The following is a 22,280-nucleotide window of genomic DNA, read 5'->3' as shown; positions in this document are numbered from 1 at the left end:
TTCCGTGGCAGATGCAACCGCGCGCGGCGCCCTTCGTTCCGCCGCTTCCGGCGCGTCGCTTTATGCTTTAAGCCCGCCCCCATGAGCGCGGCGCCGGATCAATCGAAGGGGGCGCGGGTCGTCGATGTGCTGGCGCCCGTCGCCGTCGATACGACCTACAGCTATCTCGCGCCCGCCGCCCTTGCGCTTCGGCCCGGCGACAGCGTCAAAATCCCGCTCGGCCGGCGCGAAGCCTATGGCGTCGTCTGGTCGGTCGAGGAAACGCCCGCCGCCGCGCCGTCGAATCTCAAAACGGTCGCCGCGCGGCTCGATCGGCCGCCGCTGCCCCGCAAACTCCGCGACTTCATCGACTGGCTGGCGCGCTACACGCTGACGCCGCGCGGCATGGCGCTGCGGCTCGCGACCCGCGCGGCCGAGGAGGCCGCTCCGGAAGCGCCCCGCACGCTCTATCGCGCCACCGGCGAGCCCCCCGGCCGCCTCACCCCCACCCGCGCGCGCGTGCTGGCGGCGGCGGAAGGCGGCATGGCCTTCTCGAAAAAAGCGCTCGCCGAGGCCGCCGCCTGCACGGCGGGCGTCATCGACGCCCTCGTCGACGAGGGCGCGCTCGTCGCCGTCGCGGCGGCCCCGGAGCCTGTGGCGCGCCCGCTCGATCCCGATTTCGCCGCGCCGCGCCTCGAGCCCGCGCAAGGCGAGGCGGCGGAAACGCTCGTCGAGGCGGTGCGCCGCAGGACTTACGCGCCTTTCCTCCTCGAAGGCGTCACCGGCTCGGGAAAGACGGAGGTCTATTTCGAGGCGGTCGCCGCCGCGCTGAAGGAGGGCGGGCAGGCTCTGGTGATGATGCCGGAGATTGCGTTGACCGCGCAATTTCTCGAGCGTTTCGCGGCGCGTTTCGGCGAGAAGCCGGCGGAGTGGCACTCCGGCGTGAGCCCCAGGAAGCGCGCACGTATCTGGCGCGCGGCGGCGACGGGGGAGGTCAAGGTCGTCGCGGGCGCGCGCTCCGCCCTGTTTCTGCCGTTCAACGATCTGCGGCTGATCGTCGTCGACGAAGAGCATGAGGGCGCCTACAAGCAGGATGACGGCGCCTCCTATCACGCCCGCGACATGGCGGTGGTGCGCGCGCGCTTCGAAGAGGCGACCATCGTTCTCGCCTCCGCGACGCCCTCGATCGAAACGCGCGTCAACGCGATGCGCGGGCGCTACGGCCATCTTCGCCTCCACGCACGCGCCGGCGCGCGCACGATGCCGCTTCTCGACCCGATCGACATGCGCAAAGAAGGGCCGCCGCGCGGGCGCTGGATCGCGCCGCGCCTCGCCCTCGCCATTGGCGAAACCCTTGCGCGCGGCGAGCAGGCGCTGCTCTTTCTCAATCGCCGCGGCTATGCGCCGCTCACGCTCTGTCACGACTGCGGCCATCGCTTCCGCTGCCGGCAATGCGACGCCTGGCTCGTCGAGCATCGCTTCCGCCGCGCCCTCGTCTGTCACCATTGCGGCCATGTCGAGCGGCGTCCCGATACATGCCCTGAATGCCACGCGACCGACTCTCTTTCCGCCTGCGGCCCCGGCGTCGAACGCCTCGCCGAAGAAGCGGCGACGCTTTTTCCGGACGCGCGGATTCTGGTTCTCTCGTCGGATTTCCCCGGCGGCGCCGAGAGGCTGCGACGCGAACTCGACGAAATCGCCAAAGGCGCCTTCGACATCGTGATCGGGACGCAGCTCGTCGCCAAGGGCCACAATTTTCCTCAGCTCACCCTTGTCGGCGTGGTGGACGCCGATCTCGGTCTGGGTAGCGGCGACCCGCGCGCCGCCGAGCGCACCTTCCAATTACTCAATCAGGTGACGGGACGCGCGGGACGCGGCGAGAGGTCGGGGCGCGCGCTGATCCAGACGCATCAGCCGGATCACCCCGTCATCGCGGCGCTGCTCTCGGGCGACGCCGAGAAATTCTATGCACAAGAAATCGCGCTGCGCGAGCGCGCGGGCCTGCCGCCTTTCGGCCGCCTCGCCGCGCTCATCGTCTCCGGCAAGGACGCCGCGGCCGCGGAGGCCCACGCCCGCGCGCTCGCGCGCGCCGCCCACGATCTTGCGCCGACGCCGCGTTATCGCGTCGCCGCGCCGGGCGGCTTGCCGGATGCCGACGACACGCTGCTGCTCGGCCCCGCCGAAGCGCCGATCGCCTTCATCCGCGGGCGCTTTCGCTACCGCCTGCTCGTCAAGGCGCCGCGCGGCGCCGATGTGCAGGGCTTTCTGCGCGATCTCATCGCCGCGGCGCCGAAACCAAGCGGCGGCGTGCGCGTACAGATCGACGTCGATCCCCAAAGCTTCATGTGAAGCTAATGCTTTACAGTAAGCTTAGCTTGATCGGAGTCATATTGTCGTGTTAATGGATTAGTTAGTTTCAAATGGTGTTTGCGAGGCGTTGGTCGTGCGCGTCCAGCTTCTTTACAGGCTTTTGAGCGGCGCCGGCTGTCTCGCGGTCTTCTCCGTCATACTTGTCTCCGGCGCGCCCGCACGAGCGGATTTTCTGGACGATCTTTTTGGCGGCGACGGCGCCCCGCAGCCCGCCCCTGTTCGGATGAAAGCTGCTCGAAGGGCGGTGCGCAATTTCTCCATTCGGCCGCTCGATGAGCACAGGCTCCAGCGAGCGGCGAAGGAGCCAGGCGACGGCGGCGATGCAGGCCACGGTCCCTATGTCGCTGGCTCGCGACCCCAGAAGGCCGCGCTCTGCGATACGGCCGGTCCCGTCAAGCTCGACAGTTCGAGCGCCTATCTCCGAGACGAAACGTTACGCGCCGGCGATAGCGTCGTAACCGACGGCGCGATCGTGGTCTTCAAGGGAAGCCGCGCCTGTCCCCACAGCGCGTCCGATTTCGTGTCCGTCGCGAGAGCCGATTTGCCAAAGGCGAAGCGCAACGCGCTCGCTGCCCTCGAGCAAGGCATGCGGTCGCCCCAGCGCGGCTTCGTGATCGAGGCGGACCAGCCGAAAATCGCCCGGGACACCCATTGACGCGGGCGGCCCCGCCGTCCGCCAGCCCGCTGGTCTTGCTATTCATTCGTCCCGCAAGGTGCGGTCCTGGGCTTCCTTGCCCTCGGCTTCAGCCTCGGCTGTGTCTCCCTTGCGCTCCTTTTCCTTCGTTTTCCTCAGGTTCTCCCTGTTCTTTGCGGGGGGTTCCTGCTTCGTGGCGCCGGCTTCGTGCAAGGCGATGGCCATGGCCTGCCGCGGATTCTTCACCTTGGCTCCCGCCCGCCCTGTCCGCAACTCGCCATGCTTGTACTCGTGCATGACGCGGTGGATCGTTTCCTTCTGTTCCCTGGTTTCTTTTGGCACGATAAAACGGCTCCGTCATTCCTGAAGGGAGTCCCTCAGAAATGGCGCGGCGCCGGATCACGAGAAGCGCCACGCCGCGTAGAGCCCGGAAAATCTCCCAGGCGCCGCCGAGGCTGCGCTCACACAAAAAAGCTCGCTCCCCGCTTCGCTTTGCGCGGCTGCGCTCTACCATCTCCAATATCGTTTCCGCTTCGATGCGCCTTTGGAGGCCGCCTTGGCCCCATTTCGACAATTGGACAATCTCGAACCGGGGATCCATAGCGATCTCGCGGGCAAGATGGATTATGCGAGCTATCTGAGGCTCGACCAAGTCCTGAGCGCGCAGCGTCCGCTTTCAGCGCATCATGACGAGATGCTGTTCATCATCATGCATCAGGTCGCTGAACTGTGGTTCAAGCTCGTGCTCCATGAGCTGCGGGCCGCTCGTGAACATATTTGCGTCGACGACATCGAGCCATGCGAAAAAATACTGTCGCGCGTGAAAGCGACACAAAGACAATTATTCGAACAATGGGCGGTTCTCGAAACGCTGACCCCGAGCGAATACGTCCAGTTCAGGCATTTACTGGGACCCGCGTCGGGCCTCCAGTCCCGCCAGTTTCGCCTGATCGAGTTCATCCTTGGCAACAAGCAGGCCGAAATTCTTGCGCTTTATGCGCATGATGAGCCAGCGCGACGCGAACTGCAGGCGGAACTCGAGCGCCCAACCCTTTATGATGAGTTTCTGCGTCATCTCGGCAGATGCGGACATCCCGTGCCGCGATCCTGCATCGAACGCGACTGGAGCAGGCCGCATCAACGCAACGCCGAACTCGTCAAGGTGTTCGCATGCATCTACGCTGAGCCGGAAGCCTATTGGAAGGAATACGCCTTATGCGAAAAACTGGTCGATATAGACGAACACTATCAGCTCTGGCGCTTTCGCCATATGAAGACGGTCGAGCGCATCATCGGCTATAAGCCCGGCACCGGCGGATCATCGGGCGTCGCCTTTTTGAAGAAAATCGTCGACCGCGCCTTCTTTCCCGAATTGCTCGACCTCAGAACCGCCATCGGCGCTGAGCCATGAGCTCTATGAATGCGTCTGTCGCCACCCTGGGCGATCGCCCCTTGCAGGAAAATGATCTGCGCGAACACATCGACCCGTTGTTCTCACGCGTTCTGCGCAAAGGCGGTGACTCAATCTATCTTGCAAATCATTCGCTCGGCCGCCCGCTGGACCGCACGGAAGACGATGTGCGCGAGGGACTCGGCCTCTGGTATTCACATCTCGACGGCGCCTGGGAGGGATGGCAGGCCGAGACGCTCGGCTTTCGCCAGCGCGTCGCCGCGCTGATCCATGCGGCGGGCGCGCATTGCATCATTCCCAAGGCAAGCGCGGGTCAGGGCTTGCGCGCCGTCCTGAACAGGCGCGACAGACCCCTGCGCGTGATCGCCTCCCGTAGCGAGTTCAACTCGATCGACGTGATCCTGAAGGCCTATGAGGGACGCGGACGCATTCAAATCGACTGGGTAGGCCCGGACGCGCGCCGGCTCTATCGACCAAATGATTTTATCGCTGCGCTCGAAGCGCGCCCAGACCTGCTCGTTCTCTCGCTGGTATTCTACGATACGGGGCAGTTTTTTGCCGACATCGCGGCCGTCATCGACGTCGCAAGGGCGTGCGGGGTCGAGATCCTGCTCGATCTTTATCACGCAGCCGGCGCCCTTCCGGTCGACGTCGGCGCCCTCGACGTCGATTACGCCGTCGGCGGCTGTTATAAATATCTCAGAGGCGGCCCGGGCGCCGCGTGGCTCTATGTGCATCCGCGGCGCCTCGACGAAGAGCCGAGAACCCTCGATACGGGCTGGTTCGCTGTCGCCGCGCCATTCGGCTTCGAACGGGCGGGCGCCACGCGCTTTGCGCAAGGCGGAGATGGCTGGCTCGAGTCGACGCCGGCAATCCTGCCGTTCTATCAGGCGCGCGCAGGGCTGGAATTTGCCTTGGTGATCGGCGTGGAGCGGTTGCGCGCCTATTGCCTGACGCAACAGAGTCTCTTTCTGGCCGAGCTGAGCAAGCATAGGGTCGCCTGTTTCGCCCCAGAGCAACCGCGCGGCGCATTCGTCGCGATTCCCCATTCGGGGGCTGCGTCCATTGTCGATCGTCTTGGGGCGGAAGGCATAATCGCCGACGCCCGCGAAGGCTTCCTCCGCTTCTGTCCCGATATTTTGAATTCTTCTCGGGAACTTTGCGAGGCCGCCAGGCGTATCGCCGGCGTGGTGCGACGTTAAGGACGAAGCCGCCGCCTGCGAAAGAGGATAGGATTTTCGCGCAAGCAACAAACAGCCTCTGGAGCTTGTCAGTCGTTCTGGCTTCATCGCGTCAGGAAGGAGTCGCCACATGAAAACTGAGCCGCAAATCGATTTTCAGGGAATGGAGCCTTCGGCCAGCTTCCGCGACGAAATCATACGGCATATCGAACGGCTCGAGGACCGTTACGGGCGGATGACCGCCTGCCGGATCGTCGTCAAGGCGCCGGGCGGCCATCATCACACCGGCGGCCTCTATGAAATTAACATCCATCTCGCGCTGCCCGACGAACGCGAAGTCGCCGTCGAGCGAACGCCCCATCAGGACGAGCGTTTCCAACGGTTCGAATTCGCCCTCGGAGACGCATTCGACCGCGCCGTGCGTCAGTTGCAAGACCAGGTCGGACGCATGCGCGGAAAGGTGAAGCAACACGAGGACATGTCTTCAGGCGTCATCAGAAGGCTCATGCGCGAGGATGGCTACGGCTTTCTCGAAAGCGCCGATGGCCGGGAAATCTACTTTCATCGAAACAGCGTCCAGGATTCGGGATTCGACCATCTGAAGCCCGGACTTCGCGTGCGTTTCAAGGAGGAGGAGGGCGCGAAGGGGCCGCAGGCCAGCCGCGTGACGCCCCTTGCCGAGCAGGCCCCGGAATAGACCCGGAGGGTCAACGCGCGCGGCGCCGCTCGATGTCGCCATCCGCGGCGCGAGCGGCTCTGCGAGAGGGACGTCGTCCCAGGATTTGCGCAGGCGATTGCGTCGACGTCGCCGATGCTCGCCTGCGCGGCCAAGAGGCTGCTCGTGAGATTTCAGGCCGCCCGGTCGTCCGTGACGGCCGCGGGGAATGTCATGGCCTCCCCATCGATCTCGATGCCGATCTCCAGTACGGACATTTCGTCTTTCCGGTGGACTTTCACCTCCACCTTGTCGGGCTCCACGGCGACGTGCTTGGAGATCGCCGCGAGCACTTCCTTGTGAAGGACCGCGAGAAGGTCCGGCTTGCTGGAGGAGCTGCGTTCATGCGCCAGGAGGATCTGGAGACGCTCCCGCGCAATGGGCGCAGAGGCCCCGCGGTTGAAGATGCGGAAGAGATTCATGCCGCCCTCCTGCCGAACAGGCGGCCGAGGAGGCTCTTCCTGTCGCTTGGAATATTCATGGGCACGTCGCCGCCGCAAAGCCTCTGCGCCGCATCGGCATAGGCCCGCGCGGGCGCGCTCATCGCATTGTGGAGCACAACCGGGGAGCCCATGTTGGAGGCGCGCAGCACCTCTTCGCTCTCGGGCACGATGCCGATGAGGGGGATGGAGAGAATTTCGAGAACGTCATCGACGCTCAGCATCTCGCCCCGGCCGGCGCGGCCGGCGTCATAGCGCGTCAGCAGAAGATGCTTCGCCATGCGCTCGCCCTTTTCAGCCTGCTCGGTCTTGGCGTCGAGCAGGCCGATGATGCGATCAGAGTCGCGCACAGATGAAACTTCGGGGTTGGCGACCACGATTGCAACGTCGGCAAAGCGCATGGCGAGGGTGGCGCCGCGCTCGATACCTGCCGGGCTATCGCAAAGAACCCAGTCGAACTTCTCGCGCAACTCGCCAATCACGGCGCGCACGCCCTCTTCGGTGAGGGCGTCCTTGTCGCGCGTCTGCGAGGCCGGCAGAAGGAAAAGATTGGGCAGCCGCTTGTCGCGAATGAGCGCCTGGTGGAGTTTCGCATCGCCTTGCGCGACATTGATCAGATCATAGACGACGCGCCGCTCGGCGCCCATGACGAGATCGAGATTTCGCAGGCCCACGTCGAAATCGACGACGGCGACCTTTTTGCCCTGTTGGGCGAGCGCCGCGCCGAGCGCGGCCGTCGACGTCGTCTTCCCGACGCCGCCCTTACCCGAGGTGACCACTACGATTTTGGTCATTTTCAATTATCCTCTCTCAATCGAGCCGCGCCACTTTGACATCTTCTGAATCGAGCCAGATCTGCACGTTATGGCTCAGCATTTCCTTGTCGATTTCATCGGCGGTGAGATAGACCCCTCCCACCGCGAGAAGCTCCGCCTCGAGACGTCGGCAGAAGATGCGCGCGCGCATCTCGCCATAGGCGCCCGCCATCGCGCGTCCCCGCAAGGTTCCGTAAACATGGATCGACCCGCCTGCGATCACATCCGCGCCCGAACTCACCGAGCCGATGACGATGACGTCGCCCTGGGGGTAGAAGACGGTCTGGCCCGAACGCACAGGGGCCTCGATGACGAGCGGCGAATGGGTCTGCTCCGGAGTCACGGCGGCCGGCGGCTCCTTCGCTTCTTTGGACTCGCCGGGCTGGGCGAGCGCGCCCGCGATCTGCTCGAAGGCTGCGCGCTCGTCGGCCGTCAGCTCGGCCTTTTTAGGAGAAGCTTCGGCGGCGGCCGCGTCGGGAACGGCAGCCGGGCGCCCGCCCGTGAGAATGGGCGGCAGATCATCGGCGGCCCAGGCGGGGTCAACCCCGGAGACGCCGAGTATTCGAATTCCCCTCCCGATCAGCTCGCGCAGAAGCGCACGGAGTGCGTCGCGATCGAGATCGAGTTTGGATACATCGACAACGATCGGCTTTTTGGCGAAGAAAGCTGGCGAGCAGGCCAGATAAGCGTCGAGCCTCGCCATCCAGTCCGCGAGCGGCGCGTCGAGCTCGAGCGCGAGAGTGGGAAACGAACGTCCGCGAAAGCGGATGTGGCGGGAGACGGTCTGCGTCACGGCGAACTCGTTCGATTGATTGAGTTTTCCTTAATGACTGCGTATGGTTAACGAAGCATTAACCGGTCATGCGCGCTTCAGGCAAAATTAACGGTTGCGTTCACGTTCCGCGCTCGCCAGTCCGGAAACGAAGCGATTTTTTTGGCCGCAGTTCACCGCGCCTCGAAACGCTCTAAATCCCCCCGATCATCGGAGAGACGGCCATGACCGCGTCCAGGACGAACGCGCCGCAAACGGACGACTTTCGCATCGAGCGCCGGGCCGGCGAGTGGGTCATCACCTTCACGCCCACAGGCGCGCGATTTTATTTCGGCGACGACGGCATGGAGACGCGCTCGAGCGACTCAGACGTGCCGCCGGAAGATTTGCCGATGGATTACGATCCGCTCGAGGTGGAGCGCATGGCCGCGCTCGTCGCCTATGCGGCGCGCGGCCACGCCACCTGAGCCTAGCTTCTCACACGGACATACTCGCCCGGCGCGTCGCAAAGCGGCGGGAGCTTGCCGCCGCCCGGCGTGCGCGCCTTGACCTTGCCCGGCGCTTGCGCCGTGATCCACAAAAGCCAGTGCGGCCACCAGGAGCCCATCGTCTCCTTGGCGCCGGCGACCCATTCATCGAAGCTTCCCTTCACGGGCCCGCCGGTCAGGTGATTATATTTGCCCTTAGACGGCGGATTGATGATCCCGGCGATATGGCCGGAGCCGCCGAGAACATAGGTCACGTCGCCGCCGAAGAACTTCGCCCCACGGAAGACCGAGCGCGCTGGCGCGATATGGTCTTCCCTGGTGGCGATCTCATAGACCGGAATCTTCACCTGACGCAGATTGAGCCGCACGCCGTCGATCACCATCTCGCCGCGCGCCAGCCTGTTTTCGAGGTAGCAGCTGCGCATGTAGAAGGAATGGTTGGCGCGCGGTATGCGCGTCGAATCCGAATTCCAATAGAGAAGATCGAAAGCCGCAGGCTCGACGCCCTTCATGTAATTGTTGACGACATAGGTCCAGATCAGCTCGTTCGGCCGCAGCATGTTGAAGGCGTTGGCCATCTTGACGCCATCGAGATAGCCGGTCTTGGCCATCGCATCGTCGAGCGCCTCGAGCCGCGCGTCGTCAATCAAAATTTGGAGATCGCCCGCTTCGCTGAAATCGACCTGCGTGGCGAAGAATGTGACGCTATCGATGCGATCGTCGCCCTTGGCGGCCATATAGGCCAGCGTGAGCGCGAGCAGCGTGCCCCCGACGCAATAGCCCGCAGCCGCCACCTTGCGCTCGCCCGTCGCCTTCTCGATGACATCGAGGGCGGTGAGCACGCCTTCGTGCATATAGGCCTCGAAACCCTTCTCGGCCTTGCTCTCGTCGGGATTGATCCAGGAAACAATGAAGACGGTGAAGCCCTGATTCACCGCCCATCGCACGAAGCTCTTCTCGGGATTGAGGTCGAGCACGTAAAATTTGTTGATCCACGGCGGCGTGATCAGCAGCGGGCGCGCATAGACCTCCTCGGTCGTCGGCGCATATTGGATCAGCTCCATCACGTCGTTGCGCCAGATCACCTTTCCCGGCGTCGTCGCGAGATCGACGCCGAGGCGGAACTTGGTGTCGTCGCTCTGGCGGATCTTCAGCATGCCGCCGCCGGCGTTGATGTCCTCGGCGAACATCTTCATGCCGCGAATGAGGTTCTCGCCCCTGTTCTCGATCGTCGCGCGCAAAAGCTCCGGATTGGTCGGCACGAAATTGGAGGGCGAAACCGCGCTCGAGATGAGGCGCGTATAAAACGCCGCCTTGGCGCGCGTGTGGGGATCGACCCCCTCGGCCCTTTCCACCATATCCCCAGCCCAGCGGGAGGCGTAGAGATAGGACTGGCGCAGCCAGTCGAAAAAGGGGTTCTGCTCCCATTCTGGCGAGTCGAAGCGTTTGTCGCCCGGTTCCGGCGCCACCACCGGCGGCACGTCCTCGCCTGTATAGCGCCGCATGGTCTGGCGCCAGATCTCGCTCAACCCCCCGTATAGCTCGGCCTGTGCGACCGCGGCCTTCTCCGGCTTGGCGAGCCAATATTCCGCCACGACGCCGAGCGTCTTGGTGGCGTCGGCGACATTGGCGGCAAGTTCGCTGCGCGGCCCGCCGGCCTCGGCGTTGCCGATCGCCGCGGCGAGCGCCTTGCGGCCCTGATCGACGAGCTGGGCCATATTCTCCGCCATGACCTCGAAATCGACGGCCGTCAGCGGAGACGGGACCGGGGGAGCGGCAATCCTGGCGGCGTCGATCCTGGAGGACGCGGGCTTTTTCGCCGCGCGCGGTTCCGTCGGCGGGGCGCTTGCAGGGGCCTTCGGCGCCTCTGCGGCGGGAGCGGCGGCCGGCTCGACCTTTTCCTTGGCTTTCCTGCCGGATTTCCTGACCGTCTTGGCCTTGCGCTCCGAACCTCCGCCGGTCTTTTGGGGGGCCTTCCGCCCCTTGACCGTGGGCTCGTCGTCGCGGCTCATCGTCATGCTCTTTCCCGTCCTTTTCGACCGGCAGCCCTCCGAGACAGTATGCCCGCATCGGCTCGCCGCGTCTCGACTTAATATGTTTCGGCGACAAAAAACCGCCGCGCGCCATCCGGCCGCCGCGTCAGAACGCCCACTTATACGCCACCAGGTCAGGGCCAGAAAAGCGCCGCGGGGCCGCCAAGATGTCGCGGCCGGAAGGCTTCACGCCAGCCTGTTCCCTCAAAAAGGGAGCAAGACAACCCCGGTCCCGGCGGAGGAAAAATGTTCTTTATCGCGCGCGGCCCGCTCGCGCTTTGCGCCCTGCTCGGCCTCGCCGCCTGCGCGAAGCAGCACGACGCGATCGCCCCCGAGATCATCGAGCCCGGCGTCTATGCCCAGGCGACCTGCCCGCAGCTTGCGCGCATGCATGCAAAGACCATGCGCAGCCTCATCTTTGCTGAACTCGTTCAGGACAAACATCACGCCAACGATCGCATTCGGACCTTCGGCGTGCCCACGCCCCTGGCGACGCTTTTCGACGAGGACGTGGCCCCCGAGGTTGCGCGGCTGAAGGGGAACGCCCTTGCGCTTGCAGCGCAGATCGAGCGCGCTGGCTGCATCCTCCCCTCGAGGTGACGCAGAAATTGCGCAGGGCTTGCGGAGCCCCGCGAGACGAAGAAACCGGCAGGCGTTTGTTAGGCGCCGCGCTGGAAAGTAACCCGTGCAGTAGGCGTATCGGAGGCGGCATGAGTATTGGAAGAGGAGCCGGGATGACGGTCATGTCCATCGAAGAATGTCAAAAGCTCGACGAGCCTCTCCGTCAGGACCTCGAACTGCTCGATTACGAGGTGCGCAGCATCGTCGCCCGGATTCGTAGCGAAGCGCGCGACGCCGGCTCTGACGACGCGACTTTCGTAAAAGCCTCCACGACGGTGCTTCTCTCGATCGCGGCCGGCCTTCTCGCACGCGCTGCGGAAGATCAGCGCGCCCCATTCGACGCCGGCTCCTTCGCCGCCGGCGCCAACAGCGCCGCGAAATGGGCGGCGCAACGCCGATTGCGTTATTTCGTGGCGGGCGAAGCGTGAAAGATCACAGAGCGTAATAACGACCGCTCATTCGCTTCACGGCTTCCTCCTTGCCATGCAATGGCTCGAGCGTCAGGCGGCAGCCAACAATATCGCCCTGCCGCCAGACGACTGAACCCGCAAAAAGCGCGGCTTCCGCATCGTCGAAAAAATGGAAGGATGTCGGGAGCGCCAATTTGCGGGCAAGACGCAGACGCGCGCCGCCATGCGAGCGGTTCAACACGAGGCAATCGCACAGGAAGCGGTCGGACGTATCGAGCGCCTTGCCCCAGTTGAGACTCACCCCGCGCCGCTTGTCGCTGCGCCGCTCGTCGCCGCCGTCCGCAGGACTTTCGGACGGAGACGCGCGCCAGCGCGCAAGCGCCGATCCGGCAACCCGATATCTCGACATTCCTCTCGTTCTTTCGTCGGCCATGAGGCGCCCCGGCTTCGTCTCCAACAACCCGAGACAGTCTTAACCATACCCCTACCTACGGGCAACGGCGCGCGAACCACGCCTGAAAGCTTCGGACAAGCCCTTTCGCGTCTAATCTTCTCGGGTCAATTTCTCAGGTTGATGTGATGACGATCTTTGGTCTCTTCAACACCTCCATGATGGGCATGTCCGCGCAATCGAACGCGCTGTCCAATCTTTCCGAAAATATCGCGAATTCGAGCACGACCGGCTACAAGCGGGCGACGACGCAGTTCCTCACCGTCCTCAACGGCTATCAGGATTCCAACCAGGCCGGCGGCGGCGTTTACACACGCAGCCGTTACGAGGTGACTTCGCAAGGCACGATCGCGACGACTGGAAACGCCACCGATCTCGCCATACGAGGAAACGGATTCTTCGTCGTGTCGGACGCCTCCGGCGCGATCTTCCTCACGCGAGCAGGCTCCTTTTCTCCGGACGAACAGGGAAAACTCGTCAACTCGGCGGGCTATTATCTGATGGCCGCGCCAGCCGGAACGCAGCCCGACTCGCTCGGAAATCTGCAAGTGGTGCAGGTTCACAACGACCGGCTCTACTCGGATCCGACGACGAACGGTACGCTCTCCGCCAATCTCCCGTCGACAGCCGCGATAACAGCCGCCGCAAATCTGCCCTCGACCAACGCCGCCGGCGCCGCCTACACATCGAAATCCTCTCTCACGGTTTTCGACAATCTCGGGGCGTCGAAGGTGCTCGACGTCTACTTCGCCAAATCGGCCGCAAACACCTGGGAAATGTCGATCTACGACTCCGCAGGCGCGACCAACGGCGGCTTCCCCTACGCCAGCGCGGCGCTCGTGACCCAGACGCTGACCTTCAACCCCGCCAATGGATCGATCGCGACCGGCGCCTCGGCGACATTCACGCCGACAGGCTCCTCGCAGATCACGCTGGATCTCAGCAACACGACGCAGCTCGGAGCGCCCTTCGTCGTCAATTACGTTCATGCGGACGGCAATGCAGCTGGCGCCGTCCGCATGGTGAACGTCTCCTCGGATGGCGTTCTCAATTATCAGCTCGATAATGGCCAGCTGGTCTCGGCCTATACGGTGCCGATCGCCGATGTCAGGGCGCCGACGGAGCTCTTCAACTTTACGGGAAATGTCTACGTGCCCAATCGAGCCTCGGGCGAGATATCCGTCTCCTCTCCGGGCGTCGGCGGCCGAGGCTCGATCGTCGCCTCGTCGCTCGAATCATCCGCCGTCGATCTCGCCACCGAGCTCTCGGCCATGATCATTGCGCAGCGCTCCTACACGGCCAACACGCAAACCTTTCAAGTCACCTCCGAGATTCTGCAGGTGCTGAACAACATCAAGTAATCAACGGAGCCGCCGCATGTCACTCACCTCAGCCGGCGCGATCGCCACCAGATCGCTCGGCGTCATTTCCGACCAGATCAACCTGACATCGCGAAATGTCGCGGGAGCCGGCGTGGCTGGCGTTACGACCAAACATGCAAATCTCGAGTCCGATGACGCCGGCGTCGATTTCATTGGCGTGGGGCGCGCGACGGACACCGCGCTTTTCCGAAATCTCCTTTCTGCAAGCGCATACAACGAAGCAGCCGGCGCCGTCTCCGACGCACTTTCGCGCATAGACAAGGCGCTCAACCTTTCCGACTCTTCCAATAGCCGTTCTGCGGCATCGCTCATCTCGAAACTGAAGGGCGCATTGCAGACCTACAGCGCGACGCCCCAGAACCAGACGGCGGCGCAGCTTGCGATCTCTGCCGCGCAGGACGTCGTCGGGGCGCTGCGTAACGCGACGGCCGCTGCTCAGCAGGAACGTCGCGCCGCGGATGAGGGAACCGCCAATGCGGTCTCCGAGGTCAATGAACTTCTCGTAAAATTCGGCGACCTCAATACTGAAATTGTTCGGGGTACAGTTGCGGGCGCCGACATGACGGACGCGCTCGACCGCCGCGATTCGTTGCTCGCGGAAATTACGAAGCGAATTGGCGTCACGGCCGTTAACCGAGCAAACAACGACACGGTGATCTACACGGATAGCGGCGTCACGCTGTTCGAGACCACTCCTCGCCAACTCACTTTCCGGCAAACGCCGACACTGTCGCCAGGCTCCACCGGAGCCGCCGTCTATATCGACGGTGTACAAGTCACCGGCGCCGGCGCCCCTCTCGCCTTGCGCGCCGGCGCCATCGTCGGATTAATGCAGATTCGAGACGATATCGCGCCGCTCCTCCAAAATCAGCTCGATGAAGTCGCACGCGGCCTTGTCGTCGCCTTCGCCGAGAGGGATCAGACCGGCGCCGGCGGGCCCGACCTTCCTGGCCTCTTTACTTACGCCACCGCGACCCAGGCCCCCGCCGCGACGCTCCTGCCGGGACTTGCCGGCCAAATCGCTCTCAACGCCATCGTCGATCCTGGGCAAGGCGGTGACGCGTCGCGCTTACGCGACGGCGGGATTTCCGGAAATCCCGCCTATGTCTACAATACAACCGGCGCACCGGGATACGCCAATCGACTAATCGAACTCGTCAACGCGACGTCCAAGACCCAAAGTTTCGATCCCGCCGCCGGCCTCGGCGCCAGCGCCTCCGTCGACATGCTAGCGGCCGGCTCCAACGGCTGGATTGCAGCGAGGCGGCAGCAGACCGAAAGCTCCACGACTTACTACGGCGCCATCGTGTCACAAACGACGCAGGCGTTGTCCAACGCGACCGGCGTGAATCTCGATGATCAGATGTCACAGATGCTCGCCCTGGAGAACTCCTATCAGGCGTCCGCCAAGTTGCTCGAAGCGGTGAATTCGATGTTCAACGCGCTATTCGCGGCGCTCCACGCGTGAGAATGTCCATGTATATGTCAACCTCGACCTTTTCCATGACCGCATCGCTACGGCGGACGCTCGGCCTGCTCCAGACCGATCTGGCGCGAGGCCAAAAGGAAGTTTCGACCTTGCGCCACGCCGATCTCGGCTCCGCGACATTAAAGCCTTAAGCAATTGTTCTTAATTGCAGTAGATCGGCAATAGCTTAGCTCCCCCACAGTTTCGCCTACAGTCTGGACGCGGGAACCGGCCCGGAGTAGCTTCGCGCATCCTCGGACGGAGCGCGCCATCGAGATTATCGGGCTTGCAGAAAACACTCGCGAGATCGCCGGGCTGCTTGATCTGAGACGGCGCGAGCTGGGGCTCACCTGCGGCGCGGTTGGCGATGTTGCCGCCGATCACGCTACGCCATATCGGCGACATTGAGCGCATGGACAGATGGACAAACCCGCCCATGATGCTCCCCCCGCCTCACGCCGTCTTCGCCGCCATCCCCGGTGCGCCCCGCAAAGACGAGCCGGCCGTCATCGAGCTGCCTTCGTGGGAGCGGATCGACAGGCCCACGCGCTGACGCAGCCCGCCACAGCCGCGCCCTCGGCTCTCGGATGGTCGCGCCCTCCTGGCGCGAGACCCCCACCCCCATGCCGGTGGGGAGGAAATTCGCAAACGAAATCAGTGATCTGGTGGTCTCCGCTCACGAGTTCAGCCCCGAAACACTCGGCCCCTAAATTTTGGTTCCGGCCCCAAAACATTCCGACGCAAAATCCGCTCGTTCGCCCGCCGCCATAAATTTCGGCCGCCCGCAACATTCACGGACGGCCTGCTGTTAATTCGACCTTCCGGCGTTCTGCGGAAATTTCACCCGCTCGAAACATTCCCGCGCAGCAAGGTTGGTTCGGCCGATTTTGCACCAGTGTTTTTGTGCGCAGAGAGGCATCCGGGGCTACCAACGAGGCAGTGGAGACGCCTCGCCTACCGTCCTTTGGCTTTCGCTTGGACATACGACGATAGACCCCGGACGAACATAAAAGGCTCCCCTTATGGAGAGCCTTCTAAAGGATTTGAGAAATCTTGGCTGTGCGCCAAATCACTCGCCGCGCCGCATCTGGTCATACGTCTCCAGCCCTTCGGTCACCGCCGCGCCGGCAGCCGGGTTCTCAGTGATGACGCCGGTGACAACGCCAGCCCCGTAATTGACAACATGGTCGACGGGACGGCCCAAGCTGTCATTCACGGCGTCTCCCACATCCCCGGAACCAGGAACGATCTGGTTGGCGATGCAACCAAAGAAGCCACAAGCATTAGCACTCGGGGTAAGCGCCATAACGAACGGGATGCTAACCAGCGCCGAAAAGGTGATGTTGCGAAAAGTATACATTTTATTTCTCCACGCGTTGATCCTCGAAAGTCTCTTGGTAGGAACCTTCTCGGAAGGGCCTCGAAGTCGCCTTGGTAGAGCGCTTCGATGTTGTGTGTTGTCGCACATATGTCCCATTCAGGATGTGCGGCTTCGCACAGACGTTAACTATTTGTTAACCGTATCTGAGCTGTATCGCTCGCTATTATCTGTCTTTGAGCTTCCCCATTGAGGCGCGCGAAAGCGGCTCGGGACTGCGCTCTCTGCGGGGCTTGGAAAATTCTTCGGGGATTTTCATTCCTGCGGCGCGCATCATGGTGACAACGCCGCCGATTGGCAGCTCGAACCGACGCGCGGCCTGCGGAATTGTCATCTCGCCCTTTTTGATCGCGCGCAGGATTTGGCGCTTTTCGGGGTGAGGTCCGTATTCAAAACGCGCCACCTGATGGCCTCCATAATCGTCTCGTTGCGCTGAATTTTTGCGGCGGCCTGTGCTGTTGCGAGGCATTGCGCGAAGGACCAACCGAGACGAAGACGCTGGCCCTCGCGATAGCGTTTGTGCGCGTCAGCCATGACGGCTTGCCGGTCGAGGTCGCCGCGTGGTGTCAGAAGTCTTGTCGGCATGGTCTGCTCCGATCAGAAGGGAGGGTCATCGAGTTCCGGCTCGGTTGATCCGCCCCAATGCCGAGGCTGGTGGCCGTAACCGTGTGCTGTCCCGCCGTTCCCGGCCTGCTCTGCGAGGGACCTACGGCGCCCTTCTCTGGCTCTCCAATCACTCGCCCGGGCCGCTTGGGTCTGGCGCTGCGGCTCGTCCTCGCCCTGGTCTTTGCGTTCCCTCTTGCGCTTGGCTGGCAGGATCGCATCCGCGACCATCGACAAACTGATGCGCGCCTCGCCGCCTTCGGGCCGGTAGAGCTCAGCCTTCATGGCGCCCTGCGCGGACACGGCGTCGCCTTCGCCGAGCTGCATGAGCTCTTCGCCGGCCGACTCGCTAAAGACTGTAATTCGCCAGAACGTGAAGCCGTCGCCGTCTTTGGCTTTCAGGGTCGCAATGAAATATGGCTTGCCACTTTTTCCGACGCGGCGCTCGGGGGCGCGGGAGAGAATGCCGGTGATGAGGGCGAAGCATGTCATTGGGTGGCGCTCCGATGAGGTCTGCATGCGCCGCAGAACCATTTCGCTGCGGATGGGTTGGCGACGGTCCAGCCGATACCGAACAGAGCGTGCTGGCTCCCACATGTGGCGCATTGGTGGGGCTCATAGCCTGTCGGCGGGCTGAAACCGGCAGCATCGTTTTTTAAAAAGCCCCTACCGGGCTCACTGCCATTACTGCCAAAAGCAGACTGCGATTTTGAAAAGCCTATACCTGCGTCACTGCCAGAGCTGTCAAAAGACCCTTTTGGCAGTAATGGCGGTTCTTGGGGTATATGCTTTTCACGATTGAGTGCCCGGAGCCGCGCGAGGTAGTCGGTCACGGCTCGCCCCTGGGGTTGATGTCGTATTTGACGAGCGGGCGTCCTCCTGTCTTGGCCTCGGTCTGATCGAGCCATGCGAGGTCCACGAGAAGCTCAATGCCGGCCTTCACGGCGTCCAGGTCGGTCAATCCTGTCCACTGGTTGCGCCATAGCTCTCGGGCGGTGAAGCCGTCCTTGAGGTCGCCGTTACGAATGCGGAATAGGATCGCCATCGCGGCGGCGCTCTCGGCCTCAGTCCCCGCGCCGTAAGCGCGCCGGGCATGGCTTTCGAGGTATTGGGCGAACGCGAGCGCCCGTAGGATGGCGGCCTCCGCAATAGGGCCTTCGCCATGGTCCGCCAGATGGTTCACAAGCGCCAAGCTCGGGACGAGCTTTCTGTATTTGGACAGGTGGCTTTCGAGGGCCGGATGCAGCTCACCGGCGCGCAGCCTGTGCTCCAGGTCATTGCGCCATCCAGCAAAGACTTCCTGGGCGGCGTCATCGAACCGAAGAAAGGGCAGCCCGTCGAAGTCGTCCACCTGCGCGCCAACACGCATAGGGTCGAGACTGTCAAAGCTGCCGAAAGCGTCCCAAGCGGCCCGCCGGGCCTCGCTATCAGGCCATCTGTCAACGTCGCGCCATTCGGGCGACTGGTCCGGCCAGGAGATCAAGCTGAACCGCTGTATGAGCCCGTCGTCCGCCGCGCCGCCTGCGATCGCACGCCGCATGTATTCGGCAATCCTTCCGGGCTGTGTCGAACCGAGAAGGGACAGGCAAGCGGCCTCGATGCGCGTCTTGCATCGAATGATACGATCGAACGTGTAACCGTCTGTACCATTCCATGCGGTGAGGAAAAACCCACGCGTGGCAGCGTATTCTTCTCGATCTAGCGTCTTGAGAAGAGAAACGAGTTCGTCGCGGAATGCGAGAACGCCATACGGATTGGCGGCGAGAATTTCACCAAGGCTCTCGTAACTTGTATCATTAGTAATGTATCGTCGCGATGTCGGTTGCTCGGGCTCCTCAATGTTGAATAACCCCTCTGTCGATAATCCCTTTTTGAGAGCGTCTTTGGCTTTTTTCTTCGCTTCATCTTTGCGAAATTTCACGAGTTCGAGATCGGCAGCATATTTCTGCATTGCGCTCTCTGCCTGCTTTTCAGCTTGGGCCTCAAGGCGCTGCAAAGGCTTGATGACTTGACGCATAGCAGGCGATTTGAGTGCGCCAGGCCGGCCGATGATGCATCCCCAAAAGTTGGGCACTTCCGTCCAGTCCGTCGAACGCTGTGGCCTTATCGCGATCTTGCGACCGAGCGCCGCGCCGAGCGAAACAACGGCTGGGATGCCGACAAAATCCGGCGGGCATTGCATCCTTTCGGCAATGTCGGAGGTCCAAGGTCCAAGGCTCGCGGGAAGATAGTCGAACTGGAACGGCATGACCGGCAAAAGCCCATTAGGTATTGGCTTCGGCTTCGGCCAGTTCTTGGTCGCGTTGCTGTGATCCATGCCATTGACGCGGATAACGGAGGCATTGCGCAGCAGGTTGGCGCGATGCTCGGAATATTCCTGCTCGGTGAGATATTCTGGCTTGCTCACGCGTTTTCCTTTCGGGCGAAATCTTTCACGCGGTCGCAAAGTCCCTGATTGGCGCCGGCAAACCAGGCGTCACGGCGAGCTGCGGACCATGTGGCGAATGATTGCGGATAGGCCTTAGAGCCTGTGAAGCCGGCTCGGGCTCCTGCGGTCCATTCCTGCGGATACGCGCGTTTGATGGCTTCACGCTGCGCTCGCGTCTTGGGGCTGGGCTCGTCTCCGACGCCGTGCCATGTGGCCGGCAAGGCGCGCGCCGGCCGCTCGGAAGCGACGTGTTGCGCACGTTCGCGGCGATATGCATCCTCATAGACCTGGCTGAAATTGCGCGTGTCAGTCGCTAGTGAAACGCGGTCGCCGAGTTGTCTATGGTACTCTCGCGCCGCTTCGGCGAGCAGCTCGGGCGACGGCCCACGCGGATGTTGCCCATAGTCGAAAGCCGCGTTGAACGCGTCCTTAATGCCCTCTACTGACGCGAAAACGTTCTCGGCGCGCCTCTGGATCGCGTCAGGATCACCTGCACGGATCGCGCGCTCTAACGTGGCTCCATCGCACTGGATGCGGCAGGCTCTTTCGGCGAGACTCGCGAGCCATGCGCTGCGCTCTGCTTCGATGTCGTTCGAAGGCCCGCGGTGCGCTGGACAGGTTGGGGAAATCTGGATATTCATTCGTCTGCCTGAATGAAGTTTGCGCCGGACGTGGCCCGCTAAGCCGCTCCGGCGTTTTTTATGACTAAGCGGCGGCGACCTGGGCCAAGCCCATGTAGCGCTTGAGGCTCGGGCCCGGGACCGAGGAGGCGCTGCCCCTCTTGATGATTTGGACGAGCCCCTTCTTCACGTCGTTGTAGAATTTCGTATTCGAAACGCCCGCGAGCGACTGCGCCTCACGGACCGAAAAGCTTCCGTAGTCGAGCCTCTCCTCGATGCTGAACGGCTCGGGGCCGCGCTGTTTCTTGCCGGTGATTTCGGGACGCGCCATCTGCTGAAAACCTCGAAGAATTGCGAAGCACGGCGAGGATGAGCCAGCGTCGTCTCACAGATAAAGCCCCCTATTTTTCTGGTGACTTTTCGTGAGAAAGCCGGGCGATGATCTCGGGCGCTTCCTCAGTGATCTGCTCCAAGCTTTTGCCGGCTTCTATCCCGTCAAGAATAATGCGTGCGAGGAGTCGGCTTGCTCCCTTATCGAGTCGCGAAAGGTCATTTTGGATCGTGCGCGCTATCTTTTGCGCGTTGGCTTTCGTTGGCCTCCGGCCTTCACGCTTGGCTAAGGCGCGCTCTTCGTGGTCTGCGAGTTCCCGCGCAAGCCTGGCTTTCGCTCCGCGCTCGCCGTATTTCTCGGCTGCGCCTTCCAGGAGTAGAAGCATCTGGATGTCGAGCGCAGCCGGCTTCTTCGGGCGCCCGATCGGCTGGCGCAGCTCGATCTGAAATCCTGGAACATGCGCGCGTGCCAACGCCAGGCAGAGCAATAGCGGGCCACGGAGCTCAGACAAATCGATTCCGTAATGGCTAGCTAGCGCGGGGAGCTTTGCGTCGCATTCTCCCAAGGCGTCGAAAATATCCTGCTCCGTGGCAGGCATATGGACGACGACGGGCTCGGCGAGCTCGCCCGCATATTTTTTTTCTGCCTTGTTCGTCATATCGCGAGCCCTCGCGAGCGCCCTTTGGGAGCGCATGAGCAACGAGAGGGCTTTCTCGCTTTCGCCTGGCCGGGCTAGCTCACGCGCGTTCGGTAATCTGTCACGCGGCCGGAGGTGCTGGCTCGCCTCTCTTGGCTTGTCCACAGGCGGCGGCGCTCGGCCGCGCTGTGAGGGCCCCGAAAATCGCGGCCGTCTCGAACGCGAAAAAGGCGATTGCCAGCACCTGGAAGGGCGCGGCGGCGAGAAGGGTGACGGCGGTTTTCCAGTCCATTGGGCGAACCTCGGGCGTTCACCGGAAAGGGCCTCCCCGGCGGCGGTTTCGCTTTGGTTTCGGTAGGCGCTGTGCTATTGTCACCTTATGGTGACACACGCACAATAACAGAGCGGCTTCATGGTGACAAGCGCACAAATCAGGGCCGCACGGGCACTGCTGAATTGGACAGTCCGCGACCTAGCGGAGCGCGCCGGGGTTCATCGCAATACGGTGACGCGCGCGGAAACCGATGCGACAGGGCCAGGTCACGCGACGGCGGCCATCCGCTCGGCCCTGGAAGCGGCGGGCGTCATCTTCGTGGAAGAAAACGGAGAAGGGCCTGGCGTGCGTTTAAAAAAGGTCAGGCAGGACAATGCGGCCCGGACGATCCCGCTCGAGGATCTCAACGCTGAGAATGATGAATAGGTCCAAGGCTATTCGAGAGAGCCAGCCTGAAGGAGCCGGTATGAATCAAGATTTGATCGACGCGGCCATCGACGCCGCAACTCGAATGGCCGCTGATCGCGGGATTAACCTCGACCAAGCCGCGTTGGTGCGCGCTGTGCTTGCTGTCACCGGAGCATGCAACGGGCAAGATGATCCTGAGGAAATCGCCGAGGACGCATTGGAGCTAATGGGCAAAGTCCTCGGTCCCGCTTCCTCTCGTCGGGGACGCAGACCATTCTAGCCGCCGCCTGCATTCACAGGCGGCGCGGCGTATGCAGGAAGCTTCGGCGCGCGGGAAAGCTTTGCAGAGCAGCCACTTGCCACTCAACCTGTGGAAAGTACGGATGGCAGGCGGGAGGGGCGCAGGGCTAACGAAGGCTAGGGTGGGGGAA

Annotated in this window: 27 protein-coding genes; 13 read left to right on the top strand and 14 right to left on the bottom strand. The window is 62.8% G+C overall.

What is annotated here, in order from left to right:
- Window positions 1-81: 81 nt before the first annotated feature.
- Both WOC76_RS07140 and WOC76_RS07135 read left to right on the top strand, forming a co-directional pair.
- Window positions 82-2,328 carry a primosomal protein N' gene (locus WOC76_RS07140; protein WP_341431345.1) on the top strand — a complete coding sequence of 749 codons (2,247 nt, stop codon included), beginning with the start codon at window positions 82-84 and terminating at the stop codon, window positions 2,326-2,328.
- A gap of 94 nt (window positions 2,329-2,422) precedes the next feature.
- Complete coding sequence (locus tag WOC76_RS07135; RefSeq protein WP_341107997.1) at window positions 2,423-3,004, top strand: hypothetical protein; 582 nt, start codon at window positions 2,423-2,425, stop codon at window positions 3,002-3,004.
- 42 nt (window positions 3,005-3,046) lie between these two features.
- On the opposite strand, the gene WOC76_RS07130 is transcribed toward WOC76_RS07135, so the two are convergent.
- Window positions 3,047-3,325: a DUF6496 domain-containing protein gene (locus WOC76_RS07130; protein WP_341387800.1), complete on the bottom strand. Its 279-nt coding sequence runs from the start codon at window positions 3,323-3,325 to the stop codon at window positions 3,047-3,049.
- Window positions 3,326-3,539: 214 nt separating this feature from the next.
- Here WOC76_RS07130 and WOC76_RS07125 point away from each other — a divergent pair, with 214 nt between their 5' ends.
- From WOC76_RS07125 to WOC76_RS07115, 3 genes are all read left to right on the top strand, one after another.
- Entirely contained in the window at window positions 3,540-4,394 is an 855-nt protein-coding gene (locus WOC76_RS07125; protein WP_341108000.1) for a tryptophan 2,3-dioxygenase, read from the top strand.
- Entirely contained in the window at window positions 4,391-5,596 is a 1,206-nt protein-coding gene (locus WOC76_RS07120) for an aminotransferase class V-fold PLP-dependent enzyme (protein ID WP_341108002.1), read from the top strand. Before WOC76_RS07125 ends, WOC76_RS07120 begins: the two co-directional genes overlap by 4 nt.
- Window positions 5,597-5,705: 109 nt before the next feature.
- Window positions 5,706-6,272 carry an HPF/RaiA family ribosome-associated protein gene (locus WOC76_RS07115; protein ID WP_341108003.1) on the top strand — a complete coding sequence of 189 codons (567 nt, stop codon included), beginning with the start codon at window positions 5,706-5,708 and terminating at the stop codon, window positions 6,270-6,272.
- A gap of 152 nt (window positions 6,273-6,424) precedes the next feature.
- On the opposite strand, the gene minE is transcribed toward WOC76_RS07115, so the two are convergent.
- The 3 genes from minE to minC are packed head-to-tail and all read right to left on the bottom strand — an operon-like array spanning window position 6,425 to window position 8,338.
- Window positions 6,425-6,712, bottom strand: coding sequence for a cell division topological specificity factor MinE (gene minE, locus WOC76_RS07110; protein WP_341108004.1), 288 nt, complete (start codon window positions 6,710-6,712; stop codon window positions 6,425-6,427).
- Window positions 6,709-7,524, bottom strand: coding sequence for a septum site-determining protein MinD (gene minD / locus WOC76_RS07105; protein WP_341108005.1), 816 nt, complete (start codon window positions 7,522-7,524; stop codon window positions 6,709-6,711). The genes minE and minD overlap by 4 nt, the downstream gene beginning before the upstream one ends.
- Window positions 7,525-7,540: 16 nt before the next feature.
- A complete protein-coding gene (gene minC, locus WOC76_RS07100) occupies window positions 7,541-8,338 on the bottom strand; it encodes a septum site-determining protein MinC (RefSeq protein ID WP_341108006.1) in 798 nt (265 codons plus the stop codon).
- A 203-nt stretch (window positions 8,339-8,541) separates the two neighbouring features.
- On the opposite strand from minC, the gene WOC76_RS07095 reads away from it, so the two are divergent.
- Entirely contained in the window at window positions 8,542-8,784 is a 243-nt protein-coding gene (locus WOC76_RS07095) for a hypothetical protein (protein WP_341108008.1), read from the top strand.
- 2 nt (window positions 8,785-8,786) lie between these two features.
- Here WOC76_RS07095 and WOC76_RS07090 read toward each other — a convergent pair whose 3' ends face one another.
- Window positions 8,787-10,823: a PHA/PHB synthase family protein gene (locus WOC76_RS07090; protein ID WP_341431344.1), complete on the bottom strand. Its 2,037-nt coding sequence runs from the start codon at window positions 10,821-10,823 to the stop codon at window positions 8,787-8,789.
- A 261-nt stretch (window positions 10,824-11,084) separates the two neighbouring features.
- Between WOC76_RS07090 and WOC76_RS07085 the strand changes: the two genes are divergently transcribed.
- A complete protein-coding gene (locus WOC76_RS07085; RefSeq protein ID WP_341108013.1) occupies window positions 11,085-11,438 on the top strand; it encodes a hypothetical protein in 354 nt (117 codons plus the stop codon).
- A 134-nt stretch (window positions 11,439-11,572) separates the two neighbouring features.
- Window positions 11,573-11,887, top strand: coding sequence for a hypothetical protein (locus tag WOC76_RS07080; protein ID WP_341108015.1), 315 nt, complete (start codon window positions 11,573-11,575; stop codon window positions 11,885-11,887).
- Between the two features lie 4 nt (window positions 11,888-11,891).
- On the opposite strand, the gene WOC76_RS07075 is transcribed toward WOC76_RS07080, so the two are convergent.
- Window positions 11,892-12,278 carry a hypothetical protein gene (locus WOC76_RS07075; RefSeq protein WP_341108016.1) on the bottom strand — a complete coding sequence of 129 codons (387 nt, stop codon included), beginning with the start codon at window positions 12,276-12,278 and terminating at the stop codon, window positions 11,892-11,894.
- 170 nt (window positions 12,279-12,448) lie between these two features.
- Between WOC76_RS07075 and WOC76_RS07070 the strand changes: the two genes are divergently transcribed.
- The 3 genes from WOC76_RS07070 (at window position 12,449) to WOC76_RS07060 (ending at window position 15,723) form a co-directional block, all read left to right on the top strand.
- Window positions 12,449-13,681 carry a flagellar hook protein FlgE gene (locus tag WOC76_RS07070; RefSeq protein ID WP_341108017.1) on the top strand — a complete coding sequence of 411 codons (1,233 nt, stop codon included), beginning with the start codon at window positions 12,449-12,451 and terminating at the stop codon, window positions 13,679-13,681.
- Between the two features lie 16 nt (window positions 13,682-13,697).
- Window positions 13,698-15,170, top strand: coding sequence for a flagellar hook-associated protein FlgK (gene flgK / locus WOC76_RS07065; RefSeq protein WP_341387792.1), 1,473 nt, complete (start codon window positions 13,698-13,700; stop codon window positions 15,168-15,170).
- Window positions 15,171-15,537: 367 nt separating this feature from the next.
- Window positions 15,538-15,723: a hypothetical protein gene (locus tag WOC76_RS07060; RefSeq protein ID WP_341431343.1), complete on the top strand. Its 186-nt coding sequence runs from the start codon at window positions 15,538-15,540 to the stop codon at window positions 15,721-15,723.
- A gap of 516 nt (window positions 15,724-16,239) precedes the next feature.
- On the opposite strand, the gene WOC76_RS07055 is transcribed toward WOC76_RS07060, so the two are convergent.
- The 8 genes from WOC76_RS07055 to WOC76_RS07020 all read right to left on the bottom strand — a co-directional run bounded on the left by WOC76_RS07055 (window position 16,240) and on the right by WOC76_RS07020 (window position 21,459).
- Window positions 16,240-16,530, bottom strand: a complete 291-nt coding sequence (locus WOC76_RS07055; protein ID WP_341108023.1) for a hypothetical protein — start codon at window positions 16,528-16,530, stop codon at window positions 16,240-16,242.
- A gap of 184 nt (window positions 16,531-16,714) precedes the next feature.
- Complete coding sequence (locus tag WOC76_RS07050) at window positions 16,715-16,951, bottom strand: hypothetical protein (protein WP_341108025.1); 237 nt, start codon at window positions 16,949-16,951, stop codon at window positions 16,715-16,717.
- 194 nt (window positions 16,952-17,145) lie between these two features.
- The gene (locus tag WOC76_RS07045) at window positions 17,146-17,757 is read right to left on the bottom strand and encodes a single-stranded DNA-binding protein (RefSeq protein WP_341108027.1); all 612 of its coding nucleotides are present in this window, start codon (window positions 17,755-17,757) and stop codon (window positions 17,146-17,148) included.
- A 223-nt stretch (window positions 17,758-17,980) separates the two neighbouring features.
- A complete protein-coding gene (locus tag WOC76_RS07040; protein WP_341431342.1) occupies window positions 17,981-19,333 on the bottom strand; it encodes a YfjI family protein in 1,353 nt (450 codons plus the stop codon).
- Window positions 19,334-19,554: 221 nt separating this feature from the next.
- On the bottom strand, window positions 19,555-20,220 hold the full coding sequence (locus WOC76_RS07035; protein WP_341108030.1) for a hypothetical protein: 666 nt from the start codon (window positions 20,218-20,220) through the stop codon (window positions 19,555-19,557).
- Window positions 20,221-20,284: 64 nt separating this feature from the next.
- Window positions 20,285-20,530: a hypothetical protein gene (locus WOC76_RS07030; RefSeq protein ID WP_341108032.1), complete on the bottom strand. Its 246-nt coding sequence runs from the start codon at window positions 20,528-20,530 to the stop codon at window positions 20,285-20,287.
- Between the two features lie 70 nt (window positions 20,531-20,600).
- On the bottom strand, window positions 20,601-21,188 hold the full coding sequence (locus tag WOC76_RS07025; protein WP_341431341.1) for a hypothetical protein: 588 nt from the start codon (window positions 21,186-21,188) through the stop codon (window positions 20,601-20,603).
- 100 nt (window positions 21,189-21,288) lie between these two features.
- Entirely contained in the window at window positions 21,289-21,459 is a 171-nt protein-coding gene (locus tag WOC76_RS07020) for a hypothetical protein (RefSeq protein ID WP_341108034.1), read from the bottom strand.
- 120 nt (window positions 21,460-21,579) lie between these two features.
- Here WOC76_RS07020 and WOC76_RS07015 point away from each other — a divergent pair, with 120 nt between their 5' ends.
- Window positions 21,580-21,867, top strand: a complete 288-nt coding sequence (locus tag WOC76_RS07015; protein ID WP_341108035.1) for a helix-turn-helix transcriptional regulator — start codon at window positions 21,580-21,582, stop codon at window positions 21,865-21,867.
- A 40-nt stretch (window positions 21,868-21,907) separates the two neighbouring features.
- Entirely contained in the window at window positions 21,908-22,129 is a 222-nt protein-coding gene (locus WOC76_RS07010; RefSeq protein ID WP_341108036.1) for a hypothetical protein, read from the top strand.
- The last annotated feature ends 151 nt before the right edge of the window (window positions 22,130-22,280 follow it).

It is taken from the genome of Methylocystis sp. IM3, assembly GCF_038070105.1.
Classification (GTDB): Bacteria; Pseudomonadota; Alphaproteobacteria; order Rhizobiales; family Beijerinckiaceae; genus Methylocystis.
This window is presented reverse-complemented; position numbering and strand designations above follow the sequence as displayed.

Coding starts and splice junctions, on each gene's coding strand:
- WOC76_RS07140 (WP_341431345.1), top strand. CDS start 82: ATGAGCGCGGCGCCGGATCAATCGAAGGGGGCGCGGGTCGTCGATGTG.
- WOC76_RS07120 (WP_341108002.1), top strand. CDS start 4,391: ATGAGCTCTATGAATGCGTCTGTCGCCACCCTGGGCGATCGCCCCTTG.
- WOC76_RS07115 (WP_341108003.1), top strand. CDS start 5,706: ATGAAAACTGAGCCGCAAATCGATTTTCAGGGAATGGAGCCTTCGGCC.
- minE (WP_341108004.1), bottom strand. CDS start 6,712: ATGAATCTCTTCCGCATCTTCAACCGCGGGGCCTCTGCGCCCATTGCG.
- minD (WP_341108005.1), bottom strand. CDS start 7,524: ATGACCAAAATCGTAGTGGTCACCTCGGGTAAGGGCGGCGTCGGGAAG.
- WOC76_RS07095 (WP_341108008.1), top strand. CDS start 8,542: ATGACCGCGTCCAGGACGAACGCGCCGCAAACGGACGACTTTCGCATC.
- WOC76_RS07090 (WP_341431344.1), bottom strand. CDS start 10,823: ATGACGATGAGCCGCGACGACGAGCCCACGGTCAAGGGGCGGAAGGCC.
- WOC76_RS07085 (WP_341108013.1), top strand. CDS start 11,085: ATGTTCTTTATCGCGCGCGGCCCGCTCGCGCTTTGCGCCCTGCTCGGC.
- WOC76_RS07080 (WP_341108015.1), top strand. CDS start 11,573: ATGACGGTCATGTCCATCGAAGAATGTCAAAAGCTCGACGAGCCTCTC.
- WOC76_RS07075 (WP_341108016.1), bottom strand. CDS start 12,278: ATGTCGAGATATCGGGTTGCCGGATCGGCGCTTGCGCGCTGGCGCGCG.
- WOC76_RS07070 (WP_341108017.1), top strand. CDS start 12,449: ATGACGATCTTTGGTCTCTTCAACACCTCCATGATGGGCATGTCCGCG.
- flgK (WP_341387792.1), top strand. CDS start 13,698: ATGTCACTCACCTCAGCCGGCGCGATCGCCACCAGATCGCTCGGCGTC.
- WOC76_RS07060 (WP_341431343.1), top strand. CDS start 15,538: ATGTTGCCGCCGATCACGCTACGCCATATCGGCGACATTGAGCGCATG.
- WOC76_RS07055 (WP_341108023.1), bottom strand. CDS start 16,530: ATGTATACTTTTCGCAACATCACCTTTTCGGCGCTGGTTAGCATCCCG.
- WOC76_RS07045 (WP_341108027.1), bottom strand. CDS start 17,757: ATGCGCCACATGTGGGAGCCAGCACGCTCTGTTCGGTATCGGCTGGAC.
- WOC76_RS07040 (WP_341431342.1), bottom strand. CDS start 19,333: ATGCAATGCCCGCCGGATTTTGTCGGCATCCCAGCCGTTGTTTCGCTC.
- WOC76_RS07035 (WP_341108030.1), bottom strand. CDS start 20,220: ATGAATATCCAGATTTCCCCAACCTGTCCAGCGCACCGCGGGCCTTCG.
- WOC76_RS07030 (WP_341108032.1), bottom strand. CDS start 20,530: ATGGCGCGTCCCGAAATCACCGGCAAGAAACAGCGCGGCCCCGAGCCG.
- WOC76_RS07025 (WP_341431341.1), bottom strand. CDS start 21,188: ATGACGAACAAGGCAGAAAAAAAATATGCGGGCGAGCTCGCCGAGCCC.
- WOC76_RS07020 (WP_341108034.1), bottom strand. CDS start 21,459: ATGGACTGGAAAACCGCCGTCACCCTTCTCGCCGCCGCGCCCTTCCAG.
- WOC76_RS07015 (WP_341108035.1), top strand. CDS start 21,580: ATGGTGACAAGCGCACAAATCAGGGCCGCACGGGCACTGCTGAATTGG.
- WOC76_RS07010 (WP_341108036.1), top strand. CDS start 21,908: ATGAATCAAGATTTGATCGACGCGGCCATCGACGCCGCAACTCGAATG.